At 61.7% G+C, this 17,632-nt stretch carries 16 protein-coding genes and 1 tRNA gene; 1 reads left to right on the plus strand and 16 read right to left on the minus strand.

What is annotated here, in order from left to right; translation table 11 throughout:
* The 8 genes from LPB072_RS08390 to LPB072_RS08425 form a co-directional block, all read right to left on the minus strand.
* A complete protein-coding gene (locus LPB072_RS08390) occupies positions 1-1,302 on the minus strand; it encodes an HlyD family secretion protein (protein ID WP_066094086.1) in 1,302 nt (433 codons plus the stop codon).
* 217 nt (positions 1,303-1,519) lie between these two features.
* Positions 1,520-1,593: transfer RNA gene (locus LPB072_RS08395), tRNA-Gly, on the minus strand.
* A 368-nt stretch (positions 1,594-1,961) separates the two neighbouring features.
* Positions 1,962-2,414 carry a DsrE family protein gene (locus tag LPB072_RS08400; RefSeq protein WP_066094091.1) on the minus strand — a complete coding sequence of 151 codons (453 nt, stop codon included), beginning with the start codon at positions 2,412-2,414 and terminating at the stop codon, positions 1,962-1,964.
* A gap of 129 nt (positions 2,415-2,543) precedes the next feature.
* On the minus strand, positions 2,544-4,229 hold the full coding sequence (betA, locus tag LPB072_RS08405) for a choline dehydrogenase (RefSeq protein ID WP_066094094.1): 1,686 nt from the start codon (positions 4,227-4,229) through the stop codon (positions 2,544-2,546).
* Positions 4,230-4,253: 24 nt separating this feature from the next.
* Positions 4,254-5,723, minus strand: a complete 1,470-nt coding sequence (gene betB / locus LPB072_RS08410; protein ID WP_066094097.1) for a betaine-aldehyde dehydrogenase — start codon at positions 5,721-5,723, stop codon at positions 4,254-4,256.
* Positions 5,724-5,802: 79 nt separating this feature from the next.
* Complete coding sequence (choV, locus tag LPB072_RS08415) at positions 5,803-6,984, minus strand: choline ABC transporter ATP-binding protein (protein WP_066094099.1); 1,182 nt, start codon at positions 6,982-6,984, stop codon at positions 5,803-5,805.
* Complete coding sequence (gene choW, locus LPB072_RS08420; RefSeq protein WP_066094807.1) at positions 6,981-7,823, minus strand: choline ABC transporter permease subunit; 843 nt, start codon at positions 7,821-7,823, stop codon at positions 6,981-6,983. Before choW ends, choV begins: the two co-directional genes overlap by 4 nt.
* A gap of 101 nt (positions 7,824-7,924) precedes the next feature.
* Entirely contained in the window at positions 7,925-8,860 is a 936-nt protein-coding gene (locus LPB072_RS08425) for a choline ABC transporter substrate-binding protein (protein WP_197508983.1), read from the minus strand.
* Positions 8,861-9,454: 594 nt separating this feature from the next.
* Here LPB072_RS08425 and LPB072_RS08430 point away from each other — a divergent pair.
* A complete protein-coding gene (locus LPB072_RS08430) occupies positions 9,455-9,916 on the plus strand; it encodes a glycine zipper 2TM domain-containing protein (protein WP_066094810.1) in 462 nt (153 codons plus the stop codon).
* A gap of 58 nt (positions 9,917-9,974) precedes the next feature.
* Here LPB072_RS08430 and LPB072_RS08435 read toward each other — a convergent pair whose 3' ends face one another.
* From LPB072_RS08435 to LPB072_RS08470, 8 genes are all read right to left on the minus strand, one after another.
* A complete protein-coding gene (locus LPB072_RS08435; RefSeq protein ID WP_066094104.1) occupies positions 9,975-11,453 on the minus strand; it encodes an NAD-dependent succinate-semialdehyde dehydrogenase in 1,479 nt (492 codons plus the stop codon).
* A 39-nt stretch (positions 11,454-11,492) separates the two neighbouring features.
* The gene (locus LPB072_RS08440) at positions 11,493-11,777 is read right to left on the minus strand and encodes a cupin domain-containing protein (protein ID WP_066094107.1); all 285 of its coding nucleotides are present in this window, start codon (positions 11,775-11,777) and stop codon (positions 11,493-11,495) included.
* Between the two features lie 18 nt (positions 11,778-11,795).
* Complete coding sequence (gene speB / locus LPB072_RS08445; protein ID WP_066094109.1) at positions 11,796-12,752, minus strand: agmatinase; 957 nt, start codon at positions 12,750-12,752, stop codon at positions 11,796-11,798.
* The gene (locus LPB072_RS08450; RefSeq protein WP_066094813.1) at positions 12,749-13,354 is read right to left on the minus strand and encodes a GNAT family N-acetyltransferase; all 606 of its coding nucleotides are present in this window, start codon (positions 13,352-13,354) and stop codon (positions 12,749-12,751) included. Before LPB072_RS08450 ends, speB begins: the two co-directional genes overlap by 4 nt.
* 82 nt (positions 13,355-13,436) lie before the next feature.
* A complete protein-coding gene (locus LPB072_RS08455; protein WP_197508928.1) occupies positions 13,437-14,240 on the minus strand; it encodes an isocitrate lyase/PEP mutase family protein in 804 nt (267 codons plus the stop codon).
* Positions 14,241-14,328: 88 nt separating this feature from the next.
* Positions 14,329-15,153, minus strand: coding sequence for an ABC transporter permease (locus LPB072_RS08460; protein ID WP_066094115.1), 825 nt, complete (start codon positions 15,151-15,153; stop codon positions 14,329-14,331).
* A gap of 146 nt (positions 15,154-15,299) precedes the next feature.
* Positions 15,300-16,541 (minus strand): ABC transporter permease, encoded by a 1,242-nt coding sequence (locus LPB072_RS08465; RefSeq protein ID WP_066094815.1) that lies wholly within the window; start codon positions 16,539-16,541, stop codon positions 15,300-15,302.
* 20 nt (positions 16,542-16,561) lie between these two features.
* The gene (locus tag LPB072_RS08470) at positions 16,562-17,587 is read right to left on the minus strand and encodes an ABC transporter substrate-binding protein (protein WP_066094118.1); all 1,026 of its coding nucleotides are present in this window, start codon (positions 17,585-17,587) and stop codon (positions 16,562-16,564) included.
* Positions 17,588-17,632: the final 45 nt, after the last annotated feature.

Genomic DNA, 17,632 nt, shown 5'->3' on the forward strand with positions numbered 1-17,632 from the left:
TCATGAGGCGAGGCGTTTGGTCACGCTGTAGAGCGGCTCCAACACCCATTCGTACAGTTTTCGGCGCTCCTGAAGGATGTCGGCTTCCAGTTGCATGCCGGCTTGCAAGGCACGGGTCTGTCCGTTGGCTTCAATGGTGGTGTCATCCAGCTTCACCTGGATGGAAAAAACCGGTTCACCCGTTCCGCTGGCGCCTTGGGGCGTCAGGCCACCAAGGGACAAGCTGGCGAGTTCCGAAGGAGAAACCGTGGATGTTGATACGGTTGTGACCACGCCAGGGTGTTGACCAAACTTTTGGTATGGAAAGGGTTGGTAGCGCAACATCACGGGGTCGCCCGTTTGAACGAAGCCGATGCTGCTGCTTGGGGCGTACAGGCGAGCCTGCAATTCGCTCCCGGCGGGTACCAGGGTCAGCAAGGCTTGGCTGCTGTCAATGGTCTGCCCGACCTCGGCGCTGACCAGGGTGGCCTGGCCATCTTGTGGCGCGGTGATGACCACACGCCTGCGGCTTTCAACTTCTGTGAGTTGCTGATCGGTGTTGGAGATTTCGCGCTCCAGCTGCGCCACCTGGTTGTCGTAACGCAACTGGCTGCCGTCGATCTCCTGCTGGAGCTGTTGCAGTTCGCGCTGTGCGGTCAATGCATCGCGCTGCAAGGCCTGCAAGCGCGAACGGGCTTCGGACAGATCGATTTCTTTCTGTCGCAATTCATCCCGGGCGATGTAGTCTTGATCGGCCAAGGTTTGATAGCGTTTGCGGGCGTCTTCGGCGTATTGAATGCGCGTTTTCTGCTGGTCGATCTGGGCGGCAATGGCGCGCGCCTCAGCCTTCAGCGTGTCACCCCGTCGACGCAACCCGGCCGTCTCTTCAGCTTGCATCAGCCGCGACCGGCCCACCTCCAGCTCCAGCGAAGCGCGCCGTTCCGATGTCTGCCGGGCGATATCGGCCTGCAGGTTTTGGGCGCCGTCACCTGGGCGATCGCTGTTGAGCACGTACAGCAGTTGCCCCTTCTTCACGGTCTGCCCGTTGGTTATGTGTTTTTCCAGCACCACACCCGTCTGGGGGGTGTGCACCCGGATCAAACCACCGGCCGGCATCAAAAGGCCGCTCACCGTGACACGGCGCGTATAGCTTCCCAAAAACAGAAAAGCCACCAGAGCCAAAGCCATGAACGCAGCGCCAAAACTCATCCACAGGGTGGAGATGCGCGGCGTCAAAATAATCTGGCCCAACAACTGGGTTCGCTGGCTTTCGATGGCCTCTGTGCGAAACAGGCGCTCAGATGGGCGGTTTTGGGCTGACATGGGCGGGCGGATGCGGGTTTATGTAACAGGTCGATACAAAGTGATCAACCGAAAGTGTACGGGCATTGCCGGCTGAGGGTCCCAGAAGGGAGGGGCCAGGGGACGCTTTGAGCGGACCAAAGTCGCACATTTCCGAGGCTGTGCCTGTTTGGACAGTGGGTCTGTACCGGCACGGCCGAAAAAAATGGCCCGTCGAGGGCCATTGCTTGGAGATGCTTGGAGCGGGTGAAGGGAATCGAACCCTCGTCAGTTGCTTGGGAAGCAACAGCTCTGCCATTGAGCTACACCCGCGATAGAGAGAGTTTAAGCGATCGGCCGCAAGGTTTTTTTGACTGCGCTCAGTCCACCGCCCTGTGGCTTCAGTTGGTCAAAACCTCGGGCAAGTTCGACAGCGCCCAGTCTGCTGCCTCAAGGTCACGGCGCAATCGGCGCGCGTTGTCGACTGCGCCCGGGCCCTTATGAGCTGTCGAGCGGGACCGTTCTTCAGTCCGAACTGTAGCGGCTGAATGCAGAGGCGCAACCATCAAGGCAATTTCTGCGGACCCGACGTACCTGGCTGGCGATCGGCGAGAGGTTGGGTGTTGTGGCGCGGATGGCCTCCCAATAAGGCCGGCATGGCCGCCGGACGGATGCCCGGCGCCTTGCTCTAGGGAGGTGGCTCAAGGGCGGACGTAGCTCCAACCCGCTGTTTGCAGCTTCATGAGTTCCACCACACCGGCTGGCACGTAACTGACACTGGCTTGCATATCGGCTTTGGTGAGCTTGAGGACCTCCATGGTGTTTTGGCATGCGACTACCTTGACGCCGGCCTTTACGGCCTCAGCGACGCGGTTGCTGGTCACGCTGTCGGCCTTGAGCATGTGGATCCCGGGGCCATAGACGACGATTTCGATATCAACCTTGTCGGCACCCAACTCGGACTGGGCATTCCGGGCGTTGTTCAGCGTCAGGTTCCATTTGCCTGGATCGTTGTCGCTGACCTGGAGCACCAGGGCGGGTCGCGGGCTGTGGTGGCGGGCGTGTTGTCCGTCCGGGCCGTGCATGGCGCAACCTGCAAATGCCGTGATGAAGATGGCCAGCAGGCTGGAGCGCAATAAGTGGGCTGTGTTCATGGTGTTTCCTAGGATGGACAGGGTGGACCGCGTTTTCTGTATCAGTGCATCTTTAAATCGATGTCTGCTTATATTTTGGACTTGTCGGTCAACACCGTGTAGCGGTGTTTCCCCTGATGCCGGGCGTTCTCAGGTTGTCCGCTGAATGGTGCGTCTGGCGGGCGTGTCGCCAGCGACAAAGTAGGGCGCGGTCGAGCGCGCCAGTGGCGTGCGGCCACGTATTTTGTCGGCGATCTTTTCCGCCATCATGGTCGTTGGCGCATTGAGGTTGCCGGTGGTGATCTCCGGCATGATGGACGCGTCCACGACCCGCAAGCCTTCCATGCCGTGCACCCGGCCTTCGCTGTCGACCACCGCCATCTCGCCCATGCCCATGGCGTTGGTGCCGCAGGGATGGTAGGCGGTTTCGGCGTGCTGGCGCACGTAAGCGTCAAGCTCTGCATCGCTTTGCGCAGGTTCTCCCGGCGTGATTTCTCGGCCCGCGTAGGGCTTGAGCGCAGGCTGGCGCATGATTTCGCGCGTGATGCGGATGCCGGCGCGGAATTCCGCCCAATCCTGCTCGGTGGACATGTAGTTGAACAGGATGCTGGGGTGCTGGTGCGGGTCTTTGGAGCGCAGGTGCACGCGGCCGCGGCTGGGCGAGCGCATGGAGCCCATGTGGGCCTGGAAGCCGTGGATCTTGATCGGGTTGCTGCCGTTGTAGTTGATGGCCACGGGCAGGAAGTGGTACTGGATGTTGGGCCAGTCGAACGCGTCCGAGGTGCGGATGAACCCGCCCGCCTCAAAGTGGTTGGTGGCACCGATGCCGCGGTTGAGGAACAGCCACTCTGCGCCGATGGCGGGCTGGTTCCACCATTTCAGCGCACCCACCATCGACACGGGCTGCAGGCATTCGTATTGCTGGTAGATCTCGAGGTGGTCTTGCAGGTTGGCACCCACACCGGGCAGGTCGTGCACCACCGGAATGTCCAGCGACTTCAGCAGGGGCGACGGACCGACGCCCGAGCGCTGCAGGATCTGGGGCGACGCAATGGCGCCCGAGCACAACAGCACTTCGCGTTTGGCGTGGGCGGTCACGGTCTGATCCTTGAGCAGGTAGGCCACGCCGATGGCGCGCTTGCCTGAGAACAGGATGCGGTCGGTCAGCGCGTGGGTGACGATGGTGAGGTTGGGGCGCTTTCGGGCCTGGTCCAGGTAGCCACGGGCCGTACTGGCGCGGCGGCCTTTGGGGGTGGTGGTGCGGTCCATGGGGCCGAAGCCCTCTTGCTGATAACCATTCAAGTCATCGGTGCGCGGATAGCCGGCTTCGACGCCGGCATTGACCATGGCCTCGAACAGCGGGCTGTGGTCGGGCTTGGGCGTGGTCACGCTCAGGGGGCCGCTGTCGCCGTGGTAATCGTTGGCCCCGATGTCGCGGGTCTCGGCCTTGCGGAAGTAGGGCAGGCAGTCGAGGTAGGTCCAGTCTTCCAGGCCCTCGCGTTGGGCCCAGCCGTCGTAGTCCATGGCGTTGCCGCGGATGTAGCACATGCCGTTGATCAGCGACGAGCCACCCAGGCCCTTGCCGCGCCCGCACTCCATGCGGCGGTTGTCCATGTGGGGCTCGGGCTCGGTTTCGTAGGCCCAGTTGTAGCGGCGGCCTTGCAGCGGGAAGGCGAGGGCAGCGGGCATCTGGGTGCGGAAGTCGAGACGGTAGTCGGGACCGCCGGCTTCCAGCAGCAGGACGCTGACGTCGGCGTCTTCGGTCAGGCGCGTGGCGAGCACGTTGCCCGCCGAACCGGCGCCGACGATGATGTAGTCAAATTCTTGGTTGGCCATGGGGGATGGGTTCTCCTTGCGGGATCAGAACACCGACGCGTAGGCGCCGAGTTCGACCTGGATGGACTTGTTGCGGGTGTAGGCCTTGAGGGTTTCAATGCCGTTCTCGCGGCCCACGCCGGATTGTTTGTAGCCGCCCACCGGCATTTCGGCCGCGGACTCACCCCAGGTGTTGATCCAGCAAATGCCGGCTTGCAACTGGTGAATCACGCGGTGCGCGGTGTTGAGGTCTTGGGTGACCAGGCCCGCGGCCAGACCGAAGCTGGTGTTGTTGGCGCGCTGCACCACTTCGGCTTCGTCGGCAAAGCCGAAGATGGCCATGACCGGACCAAAGATTTCATCTTGCGCGATCTTCATGGTGTCTGTGCAGTTGGTGAACACCGTGGCCTGCACGTAGGCGCCCTGGGCCAATGTGCCCTCGGTGACCCGTTCGCCGCCCACCAGCAACGTGGCGCCTTCGGCTTTGCCCGACGCGATGTAGCCCAACACCTTCTCCATGTGTGCGGTGCTCACCAGCGGACCGAAGTTGGTGGTCTCATCTTGTGGGTCGCCCAAACGGATGCGCTTCACGCGTTCAACCACTTTGGCCTCGAATGCGGCCTTGACCGATTGGTGCACGAACACGCGGGTGCCGTTGGTGCAGACCTGACCCGAGCTGTAGAAGTTGGCCATCATGGCGATGTCGGCGGCGCGGTCGAGATCGGCGTCGGCGAACACGAGGAGGGGCGACTTGCCGCCCAGCTCCATGGTCACATCCTTGAGCGTTGAGCCCGAAGCGCTGGCCATGACCTTTTTGCCCGTCACGGTGCCGCCGGTGAACGAAATCTTTTCGATACCCGGGTGCTCGGTGAGCCAGGTGCCCACCGCTGCGCCGCCATTGACCACGTTGAACACACCATCGGGCAAACCGGCCTCGGTGTAAATCTCTGCCAGTTTCAAGGTGGTCAACGGTGTGACCTCGCTCGCCTTGAAAATCATGGCATTGCCGGCGGCCAATGCGGGTGCGGACTTCCACAGCGCAATCTGGATGGGGTAGTTCCACGCGCCGATGCCGGCGACCACGCCGATGGGTTCGCGGCGCGTGTACACAAACGCGCTGTCGCGCAAAGGCACTTGCATGCCTTCGATGGCGGTGGCCAGACCGGCGTAGTACTCCAGCACGTCGGCGCCGGTGACGATGTCAACGTACACCGTTTCGGACAGCGGCTTGCCGGTGTCCAGCGTTTCGAGTTGGGCGAGTTCGTCGTTGCGCTCGCGCAGGATGTCGACCGCTTTGCGCAAGATGCGCGAACGCTGCATCGCGGTGTAGCCGGCCCAGATACGTTGACCCGCTTGGGCGCTGGTCACAGCGGCGTCCACGTCTTGTTTGGATGCGCTTTGCACCGTGGCGAGCACTTCGCCATTGGCCGGGTTGATGGTGTCGAAGGTGTCACCGCTGGTGGCGTCCACGCGGGCGCCGCCGATATAGAGCTGTTGCAGGGGAATGGCAGGCATGAAGGCCTCCTAAATCAAGTTGCTTCAAAAAACGAACGGCCCACGAAGGGCCGGTTCGCCAGGCAGACACACGCAGGTGTCAGCCCATGGCTTTGCCCAGCAGGGCATGGTAGAGCTCGCGGTCACCCAGGATGCCGACCAGCTTGTCGCCATCGCTCAGCAGCAGCTTCTGGCCGGTCTGGTACCGGATGTGCAGTGCGTCGCGCATGCCGATTTTGGCGCTGACGACCGTGGGTTGTTGGGTGATCAACGCTTCGATGCTGTCGCCGGCAGCCCATTGCTGCAGGTTGAGGGGATCGGTGCCGCGGCGTGCGCTGCGCAACGTGCCTTGCTCGTCTACTTTGAGCCAGATGTCGGCCACGTTGTCGAGGCAGAGCTCGCCATCGCGCTGATCGCATTCCGACAGGGGGCGCATCAGGCTGTAGCCACTCAGCACGTTCAACGGATTGGTGTGTGCCACGAAGGCGCGCACGTAGTCGTTGGCGGGTTTCAGCACGATGTCTTCGGGCTTGCTGTGTTGAACAATCAGGCCGCCCTTCATGATCACGATGTTGTTGCCCAGCTTCAGGGCTTCATCCAGATCATGGCTCACGAACACGATGGTCATGTTCAGCTGGCGCTGCAGGTCGAGCAGCTCGTCTTGCAGGCCCTGGCGGATCAGCGGGTCGAGTGCCGAAAACGGCTCGTCCATGAGCAGGATGTCGGCGTCCATGGCCAGCGCTCGGGCCAGGCCCACGCGCTGCTGCATGCCGCCGGAAAGCGCGTCAGGCCGCTTGTCGCGCCACTGGCTCAAGCCCACGAGTTCCAGCTTGTCGTCGATGCGTTTTTTGCGCTCGCCGCTGGGCAGGCCTTGCATTTCCAGGCCCAGGCTCACGTTCTCCGCCACGGTCAACCACGGCATGAGTGCGAACTTCTGGAACACCATGGCAATGCGCTGCGTGCGCATGGCCTTCATCTGGGCGGCCGAGCAGTTGGCAATGTCCACTTGAGCACCTTCGTGCTCGATCAGCAGCTTGCCACGGCTCACGGTGTTGAGGCCGTTGATGCAGCGCAGCAGGCTGGATTTGCCCGAGCCCGACAAGCCCATCAGCACGCAGATTTCGCCGCGCTCCACGGTCAGGTTGGCTTTTTCAACGCCGACGATCAGGCCGGTTTGTTTGAAGATCTCGTCGCGCGAAAAGCCCTGGTCGAGCAGGTCAAGCGCAGGCTTGGGCGAATTGGAGAAAACAACGTCGAGGTCTTGAATTTCAATCAGGCTCATGCGGCACCGCCCTTCGATGGGGAGCGCTGCTTGCAGACGCGGTCCAGGATGATGGCCAGCAACACAATCGCCAGGCCGGCTTCGAAGCCCACGGCGATGTCGGCCGTGTTCAAGGCGCGAACCACTGGTTTGCCCAGGCCGTCGGCGCCTACCAGGGCGGCCACGACGACCATGGAGAGCGACAGCATGATGCACTGCGTGATGCCGGCGGAAATGCTGGGCATGGCGTGGGGCAGTTCAATGCGGGTAAGCAACTGGGTGCGCGAGCAGCCAAAGGCTTTGCCGGCGTCCATCAGGTCGGTGGGCACATCGTGAATGCCCAGGTAGGTGAGGCGAATGGGCGCGGCCAGTGCAAATACCACGGTGGAAATCAGGCCGGGCACCACACCCAGACCGAAGAGCGTCAGGGTGGGGATCAGGTAAACAAAGGTCGGCACCGTCTGCATCAGGTCGAGCACCGGTTGCATGGCCATGTAGAAGCGGGGCTTGTGGGCGGCGTAAATGCCGAGCGGCACGCCGATGATCACGCACACCACGGTGGCGAACAGCACCTGGGCCAGCGTCTCGATGGTCTCTTGCCAGTAACCCAGGTTCAGGATCAGCAAAAATGAAGCCACGGTGAAAAGGGTCAACATCCATTTGCGCTGGATGCCTTGGGCGATCAAGCCAAAGATGGCGATCAGCGCAAGCGGGTGGAACCACAGCAAAGATTGGGTGGAGCCATTGATGGCAGCGCCCAGGGTGTCGGCGAAGGCATCGAAGTAATCAGCGCCGTGCAGCGTGAGCCAGTCGATGAAGTCGGCAATGTAGTTGCCGAGGGGAATTTTTTGGATGTCCATGGAGCAAGAAAAGGTCGCCACGAGGGCGGGCTCACCCAAGGATGCGGGTGAGAGCATTTGAGCCCTTGGCGGCTTGTGGCCACCAAGGGCTCAAAGGGGGCTTACTTGGCCAGCGCGGCTTTCACCACGTCGAGCGCCGGCTTCTTGCCGTCAAAGGTGGTCACGCCGTCGAGCCAGGCTTCCAGCACAGACTGGTTGGCCTTGAGCCAGGCGGTGGCAGCGGCACGGGGCTTCTTCTTGTCGTTCAGGACAGCGCCCATCAGGTCATTTTCCATTTTCAGGCTGAACTCGAGGTTGTTGAGCAGCTTGCCCACGTTGGCGCACTCTTCAACATAACCCTTGCGCACGTTGGTGTAGATGGTGGCGCCGCCGAGGTTGGGGCCGAACACATCGTCACCACCTTCGAGGTACTTCATCTTGACCTGGCTGTTCATGGGATGCGGTTCCCAGCCGAGGAACACCACCCACTTGTTGCGGCGCTCAGCGCGCGAGACCTGCGACATCATGCCGGCTTCGCTGGACTCGACAATCTTGAACTCGCCCAGGTCGAACTTGTTCTCGTCGATCATGCCTTGGATCAGGCGGTTGCCGTCGTTGCCGGGCTCGATGCCGTAGATCTTGCCGCCGAGCTCTTTCTTGAACTTGGCGATGTCGGCGAACGACTTCAGGCCGGCTTCGTAGGCGGCTTCGGACACGGCCAGCGTGTACTTGGCACCTTCGAGGTTGGCCCGCACGGTTTCCACGCTGCCTTTTTCGCGGTAGGGGGCGATGTCGGCTTCCATGGTGGGCATCCAGTTGCCCAGGAACACGTCGATGTCCTTGTTTTCCAGTGACTTGTAGGTCACGGGCACAGAGATCAGGCTGGTCTTGGTCTTGTAGCCGATGGAATTCAGGATCTTGCTGGTGACGGCCGTGGTCACGGTGATGTCGGTCCAGCCGACATCGGCGAAGCGCACGTTTTTGCAGGTGGCGGGTTCTGCGGCGTGGACCAGCATGGGGGCGCAGACGGAGGCGGCAATCAGTAGCGATCGGGACATATTCATCAGGGGTTCCTTAAAAAACGACCGTATCTGGCGCGTCGAACGCGCCAATGGGTCAGGGCAACAAACGTCTCGTCAAAGCAAGGTAAGAAGACTTCGCTTCAGCTTGTGCTGGCGACGGTTTCAAACCGATGGATGCGGGACTCGCAGCAGACAGGGGTGTCGGCTCAAAGCGGCCGGTGAACCTGGCGCATGCAGCGACCAAAGCACCGACCTGGTCACAGGATGGACAGATCCATCCAGATCGAAAATCGTCAAGAAGCGACGGGTGATGTGTGACTGGCTTCACATCAAACAGGCGTCTGATGGAAGCTTGGGTAAGGGGTCATTGTACCTTGCGTTGCATTTTGCAACCGTTTGCCGACTTTTCGAAGGAAATGACGGTGAGATCGTGTACTTCCGCTCGTTGGCGGTGAAAGGGTAGACCTTGACGCAACCGGATGCGCCCATCCGTTGCGGTGCTGTGCGCCTGTGTCGGGGTTCGCAACGCTTTGTTTCACGCGTGAACTGTTTCGCGCCGATCTGATCTCAAGCTGGTCTCGCATCAGCAAATCCATTGTTGTCATGCGCCATTGTCTGGAGGAGAACTTGATGAAATTTGGAACACATGTATTGGCCGCTTCGGTGATCGCACTGGGTCTGGCGGGTTGCGCCGCACCGGGTGGCCCGAACGAGACGGGCGGCACGATCGTCGGTGGCGTGCTGGGGGGCGCGCTGGGGTCTCAGGTGGGTGGTGGGAGCGGGCGCACGGTGGCAACCGTGATCGGCGCGCTGATTGGAGCCAATATCGGGGCGAATGTGGGCAGGTCGATGGATGGCAATGACCGCGCTCGCACAGCGCAGGTGTTTGAAGCGGCACCAACCGGGCAGCCCACCCAGTGGGTCAACCCGGATACCCGCAACCAGTTCGAGGTGACGCCGACGCGAACCTACGAGTCTGCAGGAGCGCCTTGCCGTGAGTACACGATGAAGGCGGTGATCGGCGGACGCCCGGACGACGTCTATGGAACCGCTTGCCGACAGCCCGATGGCAGCTGGAAGATCATGAACTGAGCCGGTTGCCGTCCCTGTTCTCCGCTGCGAGCAGGGTTCAAGACCTGCTCGCCCGGATTCAGCTCAGGATGTCACCCACACACAGGTATTTGATTTCGACGTAGTCGTCCATGCCGTGGTGTGAGCCTTCGCGACCCAGACCCGACTGCTTCACGCCGCCAAACGGCACATGTTCGGTTGCGAGAATACCGACGTTGATGCCCACCATGCCGTACTCCAGCGCTTCGGCCACGCGGAAGATGCGACCCACGTCGCGGCTGTAGAAGTAGCTGGCCAGACCGAATTCGGTGTCATTGGCTGCGTCGATGGCTTCTTGCTCATTTTCGAACTTGAACACCGGCGCGAACGGACCGAAGGTTTCTTCTTTGGCGCAGAGCATGTCGTTGGTGGCGTCGGCCACCAGTGTGGGTTCGAAGAACTGGCCGGGCAGGCGCTTGCCGCCAGCCATGATGCGGGCACCCTTGGACACGGCATCGTCCACATGGCGCTGCACCTTTTCAAGAGCCGCTTCTTCGATCAGAGGGCCCTGGTTCACGCCGTCTTCAAAACCGTTACCGACCTTGGCCGATTTCACCTTGGTGGCGAACTTCTCGACGAATTCATCGTACACACCGCTTTGCACGTAAAAGCGGTTGGAGCAGACGCAGGTCTGGCCGGCGTTGCGGTATTTGCTGGCAAAGGCGCCTTCGACCGCGCTGTCGATGTCGGCATCGTTGAAGATGATGAAAGGCGCGTTGCCGCCCAGCTCCAGCGACATTTTCTTGACCGTGGGTGCGCTTTGCGCCATCAGGATGCGGCCCACTTCGGTGGAACCTGTGAAGGAAATGTGACGGACCACATCGCTGGCGCAAATGACCTTGCCCACGGCAATGGACTGGTCGGCATCAGCGGTGAGCATGTTCAGCACACCGGCAGGGATACCGGCGCGAATGGCCAGCTCGGCGGCGGCCAGTGCGGTCAGCGGCGTGAGCTCGGCGGGCTTGATGATGACAGTGCAGCCCGCGGCCAGCGCTGGCGCGACCTTGCGCGTGATCATGGCCAGGGGGAAATTCCAGGGCGTGATGGCGGCGCAAACGCCGATGGGCTGTTTCAGCACCATCAGGCGGCGGTTGTTGTCGAAGGTGGGCAGCGTTTCGCCATTGATGCGCTTGGCCTCTTCGGCGAACCACTCGACAAAGCTGGCGCCATAGGCGACTTCACCTTTGGCTTCGGCAAACGGCTTGCCTTGCTCGGCGGTCATGATGCGGCCGAGGTCTTCCTGGTTGGCCATCAGCAGGTCAAACCACTTGCGCAGGATGATGCTGCGCTGCTTGGCGGTCTGGGCGCGCCAGGCTGGCCAGGCGGCGTTGGCAGCAGCAATGGCGGCCTCGGCTTCTGTCGGGCCGAGGTTGGCCACGTCGGCCAGTTTGAGGCCGGTGGCCGGGTCGTTCACATCAAAGCGGCTGCTGCCCTTGACCCATTCGCCATTGATCAGGGCATCGGTCTTGAGCAGGCTGGGGTCTTTGAGCAAGGCGAGGGGGGATGTCTTCATGTCCATGGTGTGTCTCTTCAAAGGGTTGGATGTGGTTTCAATGCTTCAGCGTATCTCAATTTCAACGAACACGACTTCGTGGTCGGTCGGGTTGATGACGTTGTGTTCGACACCCTCGTTGCGGGTGTAGGACTGCCCTGGTGTGAGCGGGGCGGTCCGGTTGCCTTCGGGGGTTTCCAGCAACAACTCGCCGCCCGTCATGGGCACGACCACGTAGTCATGGCCATGGGTGTGCCAGCCGGTTTCGGCGCCGGGCGGGAATCGCCATTCCGTGACGATAACGCGTTCATTGGAAATCTGCACCGTGGGTATGGCTTGGGGTCGGGTCATTTCAGGGATATCCAATGGTTAACGGTAGGCCACGCCGGGCAGCACGCACAGCATTTCAAACAGCAGGTTGGCACCCAGCAGGGCTGTGTTGCCACTGGCGTCATAGGCGGGAGCCACTTCCACCAGGTCACAGCCCACCAGATTGAGGCCTCTGCAGCCGCGCACGATCTCCAGGGCCTGGGGCACCGAGAGGCCGCCAACTTCCGGTGTGCCCGTGCCGCCTGCGTAGGCAGGATCAATGCCGTCAATGTCAAAGCTGAGATAGGTCGGCGTATCGGGTCCGATCGCATCACGGATCTGGGTCATCAAGGGCGCAAGTGATTGCCACCAGACTTCGTGGGCGGGCACGACAGTGAAGCCTTGCTGGCGTGGCCAGTCGAAATCTTCGGCCGAATAGCCGCTGCCGCGCAAACCGATCTGCCAAACCTTGTTGCCTATGAGGAGGCCTTCTTCCACCGCACGGCGGAAGGGCGTGCCGTGCGCGATACGTTCACCGAACATGTCTGGGTTCACGTCGGCGTGGGCGTCGACATGGACCATTGCCACCGGGCCGTGCCGGGCTTTGAGGGCACGAAGGATGGGCAGGGCAATGGTGTGATCTCCGCCCAGGGTGAGGGGGATGCAGCCGGCTTCGATGATGGGCCGGTAGTGGGCTTCAATGATGTCGACCGACTTTTGCAGATTGAAGGTGTTGATCGCCACGTCGCCCAGGTCGGCCACTTGCAGTGCATCGAACGGCGCGGCGCCGGTGGCCATGTTGTAGGGGCGGATCAGGCAGGATTCGGCGCGTATCTGGCGCGGGCCAAAGCGGGCGCCAGGCCGGTGGCTGGTACCGATGTCCAGCGGCACACCGATGAAGCCTGCGTTGATACCGGCCGGGCTTGCCACTGCTGGCAGCCGCATCATGGTGGCCAGCCCACCGAAACGCGGCATCTCGTTGCCGCCTTGCGGCTGGTTGAAGGTTTGTTCGTTCATGGGCGGGGCTTGCGCAATTGGTGATCGAGGTGGGCGCGCACCGTGGGCCATTCGCTGGCAACGATGCTGTAGACACAGGTGTCGCGCAGGGTGTCGGGCGCATCGGGGTGGCGGTTGAGCTGGTGGCTTCTCAGCACACCGTCGAGTTTGGCCCCCAGCCGCTCGATGCCTTCGCGGCTGGCGTGGTTGAAAAAGTGGGTGCGGAATTCCACCGCGATGCAGCCGAGTCGCTCGAATGCGTGTGTCAGCAGCATGCGCTTGCATTCGGTGTTCAGCGGGCTGCGCTGCACCGCCCGGCGATACCAGGTGGAGCCAATTTCAACGCGGCGGTTGCCTGCGTCGATGTTCATGAAGGTGGTCATGCCCACAGCGCGACCACCGGTATCAAGCACCGCAAAAGGCAGCATGCTGCCAGCCTTTTGCAGACCCTGGCGGCGTTCAATCTCGGCCGCCATGGCTTCTGGCGCGGGGATGGCTGTGTACCAAAGACGCCAGAGTTCGCCGTCTTTGACTGCTTCCACGAGGTCATCGTGGTGGTCCTGGGTCAGCGGGACGAGGCTGGCGTGTTGGCCAGACAAGTGCGTATCGGTCGTGAAAGTCATGCTGGTGGGGGCGATGGTTGTTGCTGTGCGGGAAGTTGCTTTGTGCCAGGGTATTTCGAAACAAAAAGACAGGGCGGGTGGATCACAGGTGGTGGTGAACCGCAATCCTGTGGCGTACCTGATCGTCACTGGATGCAAACAGTTGGCACAACTCGGCGTCCGGGATTTGACCGGCCGCGTAATCGAAGCTGCCCTCGGTCATCATTTTGATGGCGGCGCGCTGAACCATGCCCAAAGCAGCGCGAGCAAGACTGCCGCCCGTGCTGACTCTTCTCACGCCCAAGTGGCGCAATTCGGTCTGCGTCATCGGTGAACCGGACAGTCCCATGACCACGCTGACGGGACCTGGTGATTCTCGTACCAGCCGCGCGATATCCCCGGCGCCACGCAAGCCCGGCACAAAGACGCAGCTTGCACCCGCTTCAAAGTACGCAGCACACCGCTGGACAGCCTCGGACAGCGCCTCGGATCCACCCAACATGCAGGCGTCGCTGCGCGCCGTCAGCGTGAAATCGGGTCCGCCTGCTTCAACCGCTGCGCGTATTCGGTCTGCGGCTTCCGGTAGGTCGTACAAAAACGGTTTGCTCGAGTCCCCGGTTGCGTCTTCAATGTTGGCGCCCACCACGCCGGCGTCCCTGGCCAGGCGGATGGTTGTCGCGACGCCTTGCGCATCGTCGGCCAATCCTGACTCCAGATCGGCGCTGACCGGGATGGAGACAGCGCCGGCAATCAGGTGCACGGCGTCCATCATTTCCTCACGGCTGACACGGCCACAGCCGTCGGGGCGGCCAAGGGCGTATGCGATACCCGCGCTCGTCGTGCCCAAGGCCAAAAAGCCCGCGGCCGACAGCATGCGGGCACTGCCCGCGTCCCAGGCGTTGGGCATCAGAAAGCACCCACTGGACTCATGCAGTGTTCGAAAAGCCCTTGCTTTACCTGAATAGGAATGAAGCGTCATAGGTGAGACGTCTTGCCTATTTCCTGCGGCCGCGCAACCACTCCAGCGTGAGCATCAAAGTGGTGGTGAACAGGATCAGCAGCGTTGCTACGGCGGCGATGGTGGGTGAAATATTTTCACGAATGCCTGTGAACATCTGGCGCGGCAAGGTCACCTGGTCAGGGCCAGCCAGGAAGAGCGTGACCACCACTTCGTCGAACGAGGTGGCGAAGGCAAACAACGCGCCCGAGATCACGCCCGGAGCGATCACCGGCAGCGTCACGCGGAAAAAGGATTCCAGCGGGCTTGCCCCCAGGCTCTGACTGGCCTTTACCAGGTTGTGGTTGAAACTCTGCAGGGTTGCCAGCACAGTCGTGACCACAAAAGGTGCGCCGAGCGCGGCGTGCACCAGGACCAGACCGAGGTAGCTGTCGTTCAGGCCGAGTTTGGCGAAGTACAGGTAGCTGCTGACACCGACCACCACAACCGGCACCACCATGGGGGCGATCAGCAGGCCCGTGATGAAGCCTTTACCGAAAAACTGGGTGCGGGCCAGGCCCATGGCTGCGAGGGTGCCCAGTGTGGTCGCCAGCAGCGTGGCCAGTGGAGCGACGATGAAGCTGTTCTTGGCCGCTCGAATCCATTCGTCGGCGTGCCACATCTCTTCGTACCAACGCATGGACCAGCCTTCGATGGGGTAGGCCAGAAACGAGCTGTCACTGAACGAAAGCGGAATGATGACCACCACCGGCAGCAGCAGAAACACCAGCACGCCGATGCTGCCCAGGCGCAGCGCATACCAGCCGATCTTGTCGAGCAAGGTGTAATAAGCGGGAAAGGTGGGGAAGATGGCTGAGAACATGGATGGTTTGCTCAATGGCTTATCGCAGTGGAAACGGGTCTGGTATGTCTTTCCGGGCACTCACCGTGGGACCGGCTCTGCCGGACCAATGGTGAGGCTCCCCCTTGCAGGGGGAAGACGCGACGCGGCGCAGGGGAGTCATCCTTTCACCCCAGACTCAGCTCGGCCTTGCCCAGCTTGCGGTAGAGCGCATACAGCACCAGTGTGCAAAACAGCAATACCGAGCCCAGCGCGCAGGCCATGCCCCAGTTGACCTCGACGTTGGTGTATTGCGCCACGTAGTAGCTCAGCATCTGGTCGGCCGGGCCACCCAGCAGCGCGGGCGTGACGTAGTAGCCGATGCAGGTGATGAACACCAGCAGGCCTCCAGCGGCCACGCCTGGGTAGGTCTGCGGCAGGTACACGCGGAAGAAGGCACCCAGTGGCGAGCTGCCCAGAGAGATGGCCGCGCGCAGGTAATTTGTGGGGACGGACTTCATGACACTGTAGAGCGGAAGGATCATGAAGGGCAGCAGGATGTGGACCATGGCGATGGTCACACCCAACCGGTTGAAGAGCAGCGGGATGGGGGCGTCGGTGACCCCGATCCACATGAGGAACCGGTTGATCAGGCCATTGTTCTGCAGGAGCACGATCCAGGCGGCAATGCGCACCAGCACCGAAGTCCAGAAAGGCAGCAGCACCAGGATGAGCAGGATATTGGCCTTGCGCTCGCCCAGCGTGCTCAACCAGTAAGCAAGCGGGTAACCCAGCAGCAGGGCCGACAGCGTCACGATGGCGCTGATCTTGAAGGTGCGCAGCAGGATGTCGCTGAAGGCTGCCGCGTTGGGGCCCACCTTGACCACGTTGCCCTGGGCATCGCGTTTTAAATCGATCGAGGCCAGCAGGTAGTCCGGCGTCCAGCGGGAGCTGTTTTTGGCGATGGTCTGCCAGTAGGGCAGTTCGGCCCAGCGTTCGTCGTGTTCGAGCAGTTTTTCCCGGGCTTGTTCGGGGCTGAGGTTTTCGCCCAGCGGCAGTGCGCGGTAAGTGCCCATGACCAGCGAGCGTGCGCCGGCCACTTCGCTGTTGAGCCGGCGCGCCAGGGCGCCGGCTTCAGCGGTTTCTTCAAAGGCGGTGAAGTCTTTGAGCAGGGCCGCGTAGGCGGCCAATGGTGGCTCGCTTTTGCGGTCCCAGCCAGCCAGCGCCTGACCCGTACGGGGCAGGGCGTCGGCCACTTCCGGGTTTTCCACCGCCCGAATGAGCAGGGATGCCAGCGGTACCAGAAAAAACACCACCAGAAACGCCAGCAAAGGCAGCGTGAGCGTGAGCGCACGCAGCTTCTTGCGGCGTTCGGCACGCCCCAGTTGGGCCGCGAGGCTGCCGTCGGAGATCGTCTGAGAGGGGTTCATTGTGGTTCCGCCGGCCAAGCTCATTTTGCTGCCCAGGCGGAGAAGCGCTTCTCCAGAGCTTCACCTTGATCGGCCCAGAAACGGACGCTGAATTGCAGCGCTTCCTTGCTGTTGGCAGGCGCCGTGGGCAACATGTCGAGCACCTTGGCATCGAGTTTGGCCAGTGCCTTGTTGTTGGTTGGGCCGTAGCTGATGTTTTTGGCGTACTCGGCCTGTGCATCGGGCGAGCTGGCCAGGGCAATGAACTTCAACGCCGCGTCTTTGTTGGGCGTGCCTTTGGGCATGACCCAGTAGTCCAGATCGTAGATGCCGCCAGTCCAGGTGATTTTCAGGTTCTTTCCTTCGCGCTGGGCGGCATCGATGCGGCCGTTGTAGGCGGTGGTCATGCTCACGTCACCGGCAACCAGGAACTGGGGCGGCTGGGCACCGGCTTCCCACCACTGGATGTTTGGCTTGAGGTCACCCAGCTTTTTGAAGGCGCGCTCGGCACCCTCTTTGGTGGCCAGCACTTTATAGACGTCGGCGGGCTTGACACCATCGGCCATGAGCGCGAATTCCAGGTTGTAGCGGGCGCCCTTGCGAAGGCCACGTTTGCCTGGGAATTTCTTCACGTCCCAGAAATCGGCCCAGGTGGTGGGCGCGGTCTTGAGCTTGTCGCCGTCATAGGCCATCACGGTGGACCAGACGAAGGTGCCCACGCCGCACTCGTGCACAGCGGCTTTCTGGAAGTCGGCCTTGTTGCCGATCTTGCTCCAGTCGATGGTTTCGAACAGGCCTTCATCGCAACCGCGGCTCAGGTCGGGGCTCTCGACTTCGACCACGTCCCAGGTGACGTTCTTGGCTTCGACCATGGCCTTGATCTTGGCTTGTTCGCCGTTGTATTCCACGGCGGTGACCTTGCCGCCCGCCTTTTCGAAAGGCGCCATGTAGGCGACTTTCTGGGCGGCACCGTTGGCACCGCCGAAGTTCACCACGGTGAGGTTGTCTGCCATGGCGGGAAGTGCCAGTAGGGCCGAAACGGCCAGCAACACAGGTTTGAGTTTCATGAGAATTACTCCTTTGGATTGAAGAACAGGGAACGGAAACCGAAT

The organism is Hydrogenophaga crassostreae (assembly GCF_001761385.1).
Classification (GTDB): domain Bacteria; phylum Pseudomonadota; class Gammaproteobacteria; order Burkholderiales; family Burkholderiaceae_C; genus Hydrogenophaga; species Hydrogenophaga crassostreae.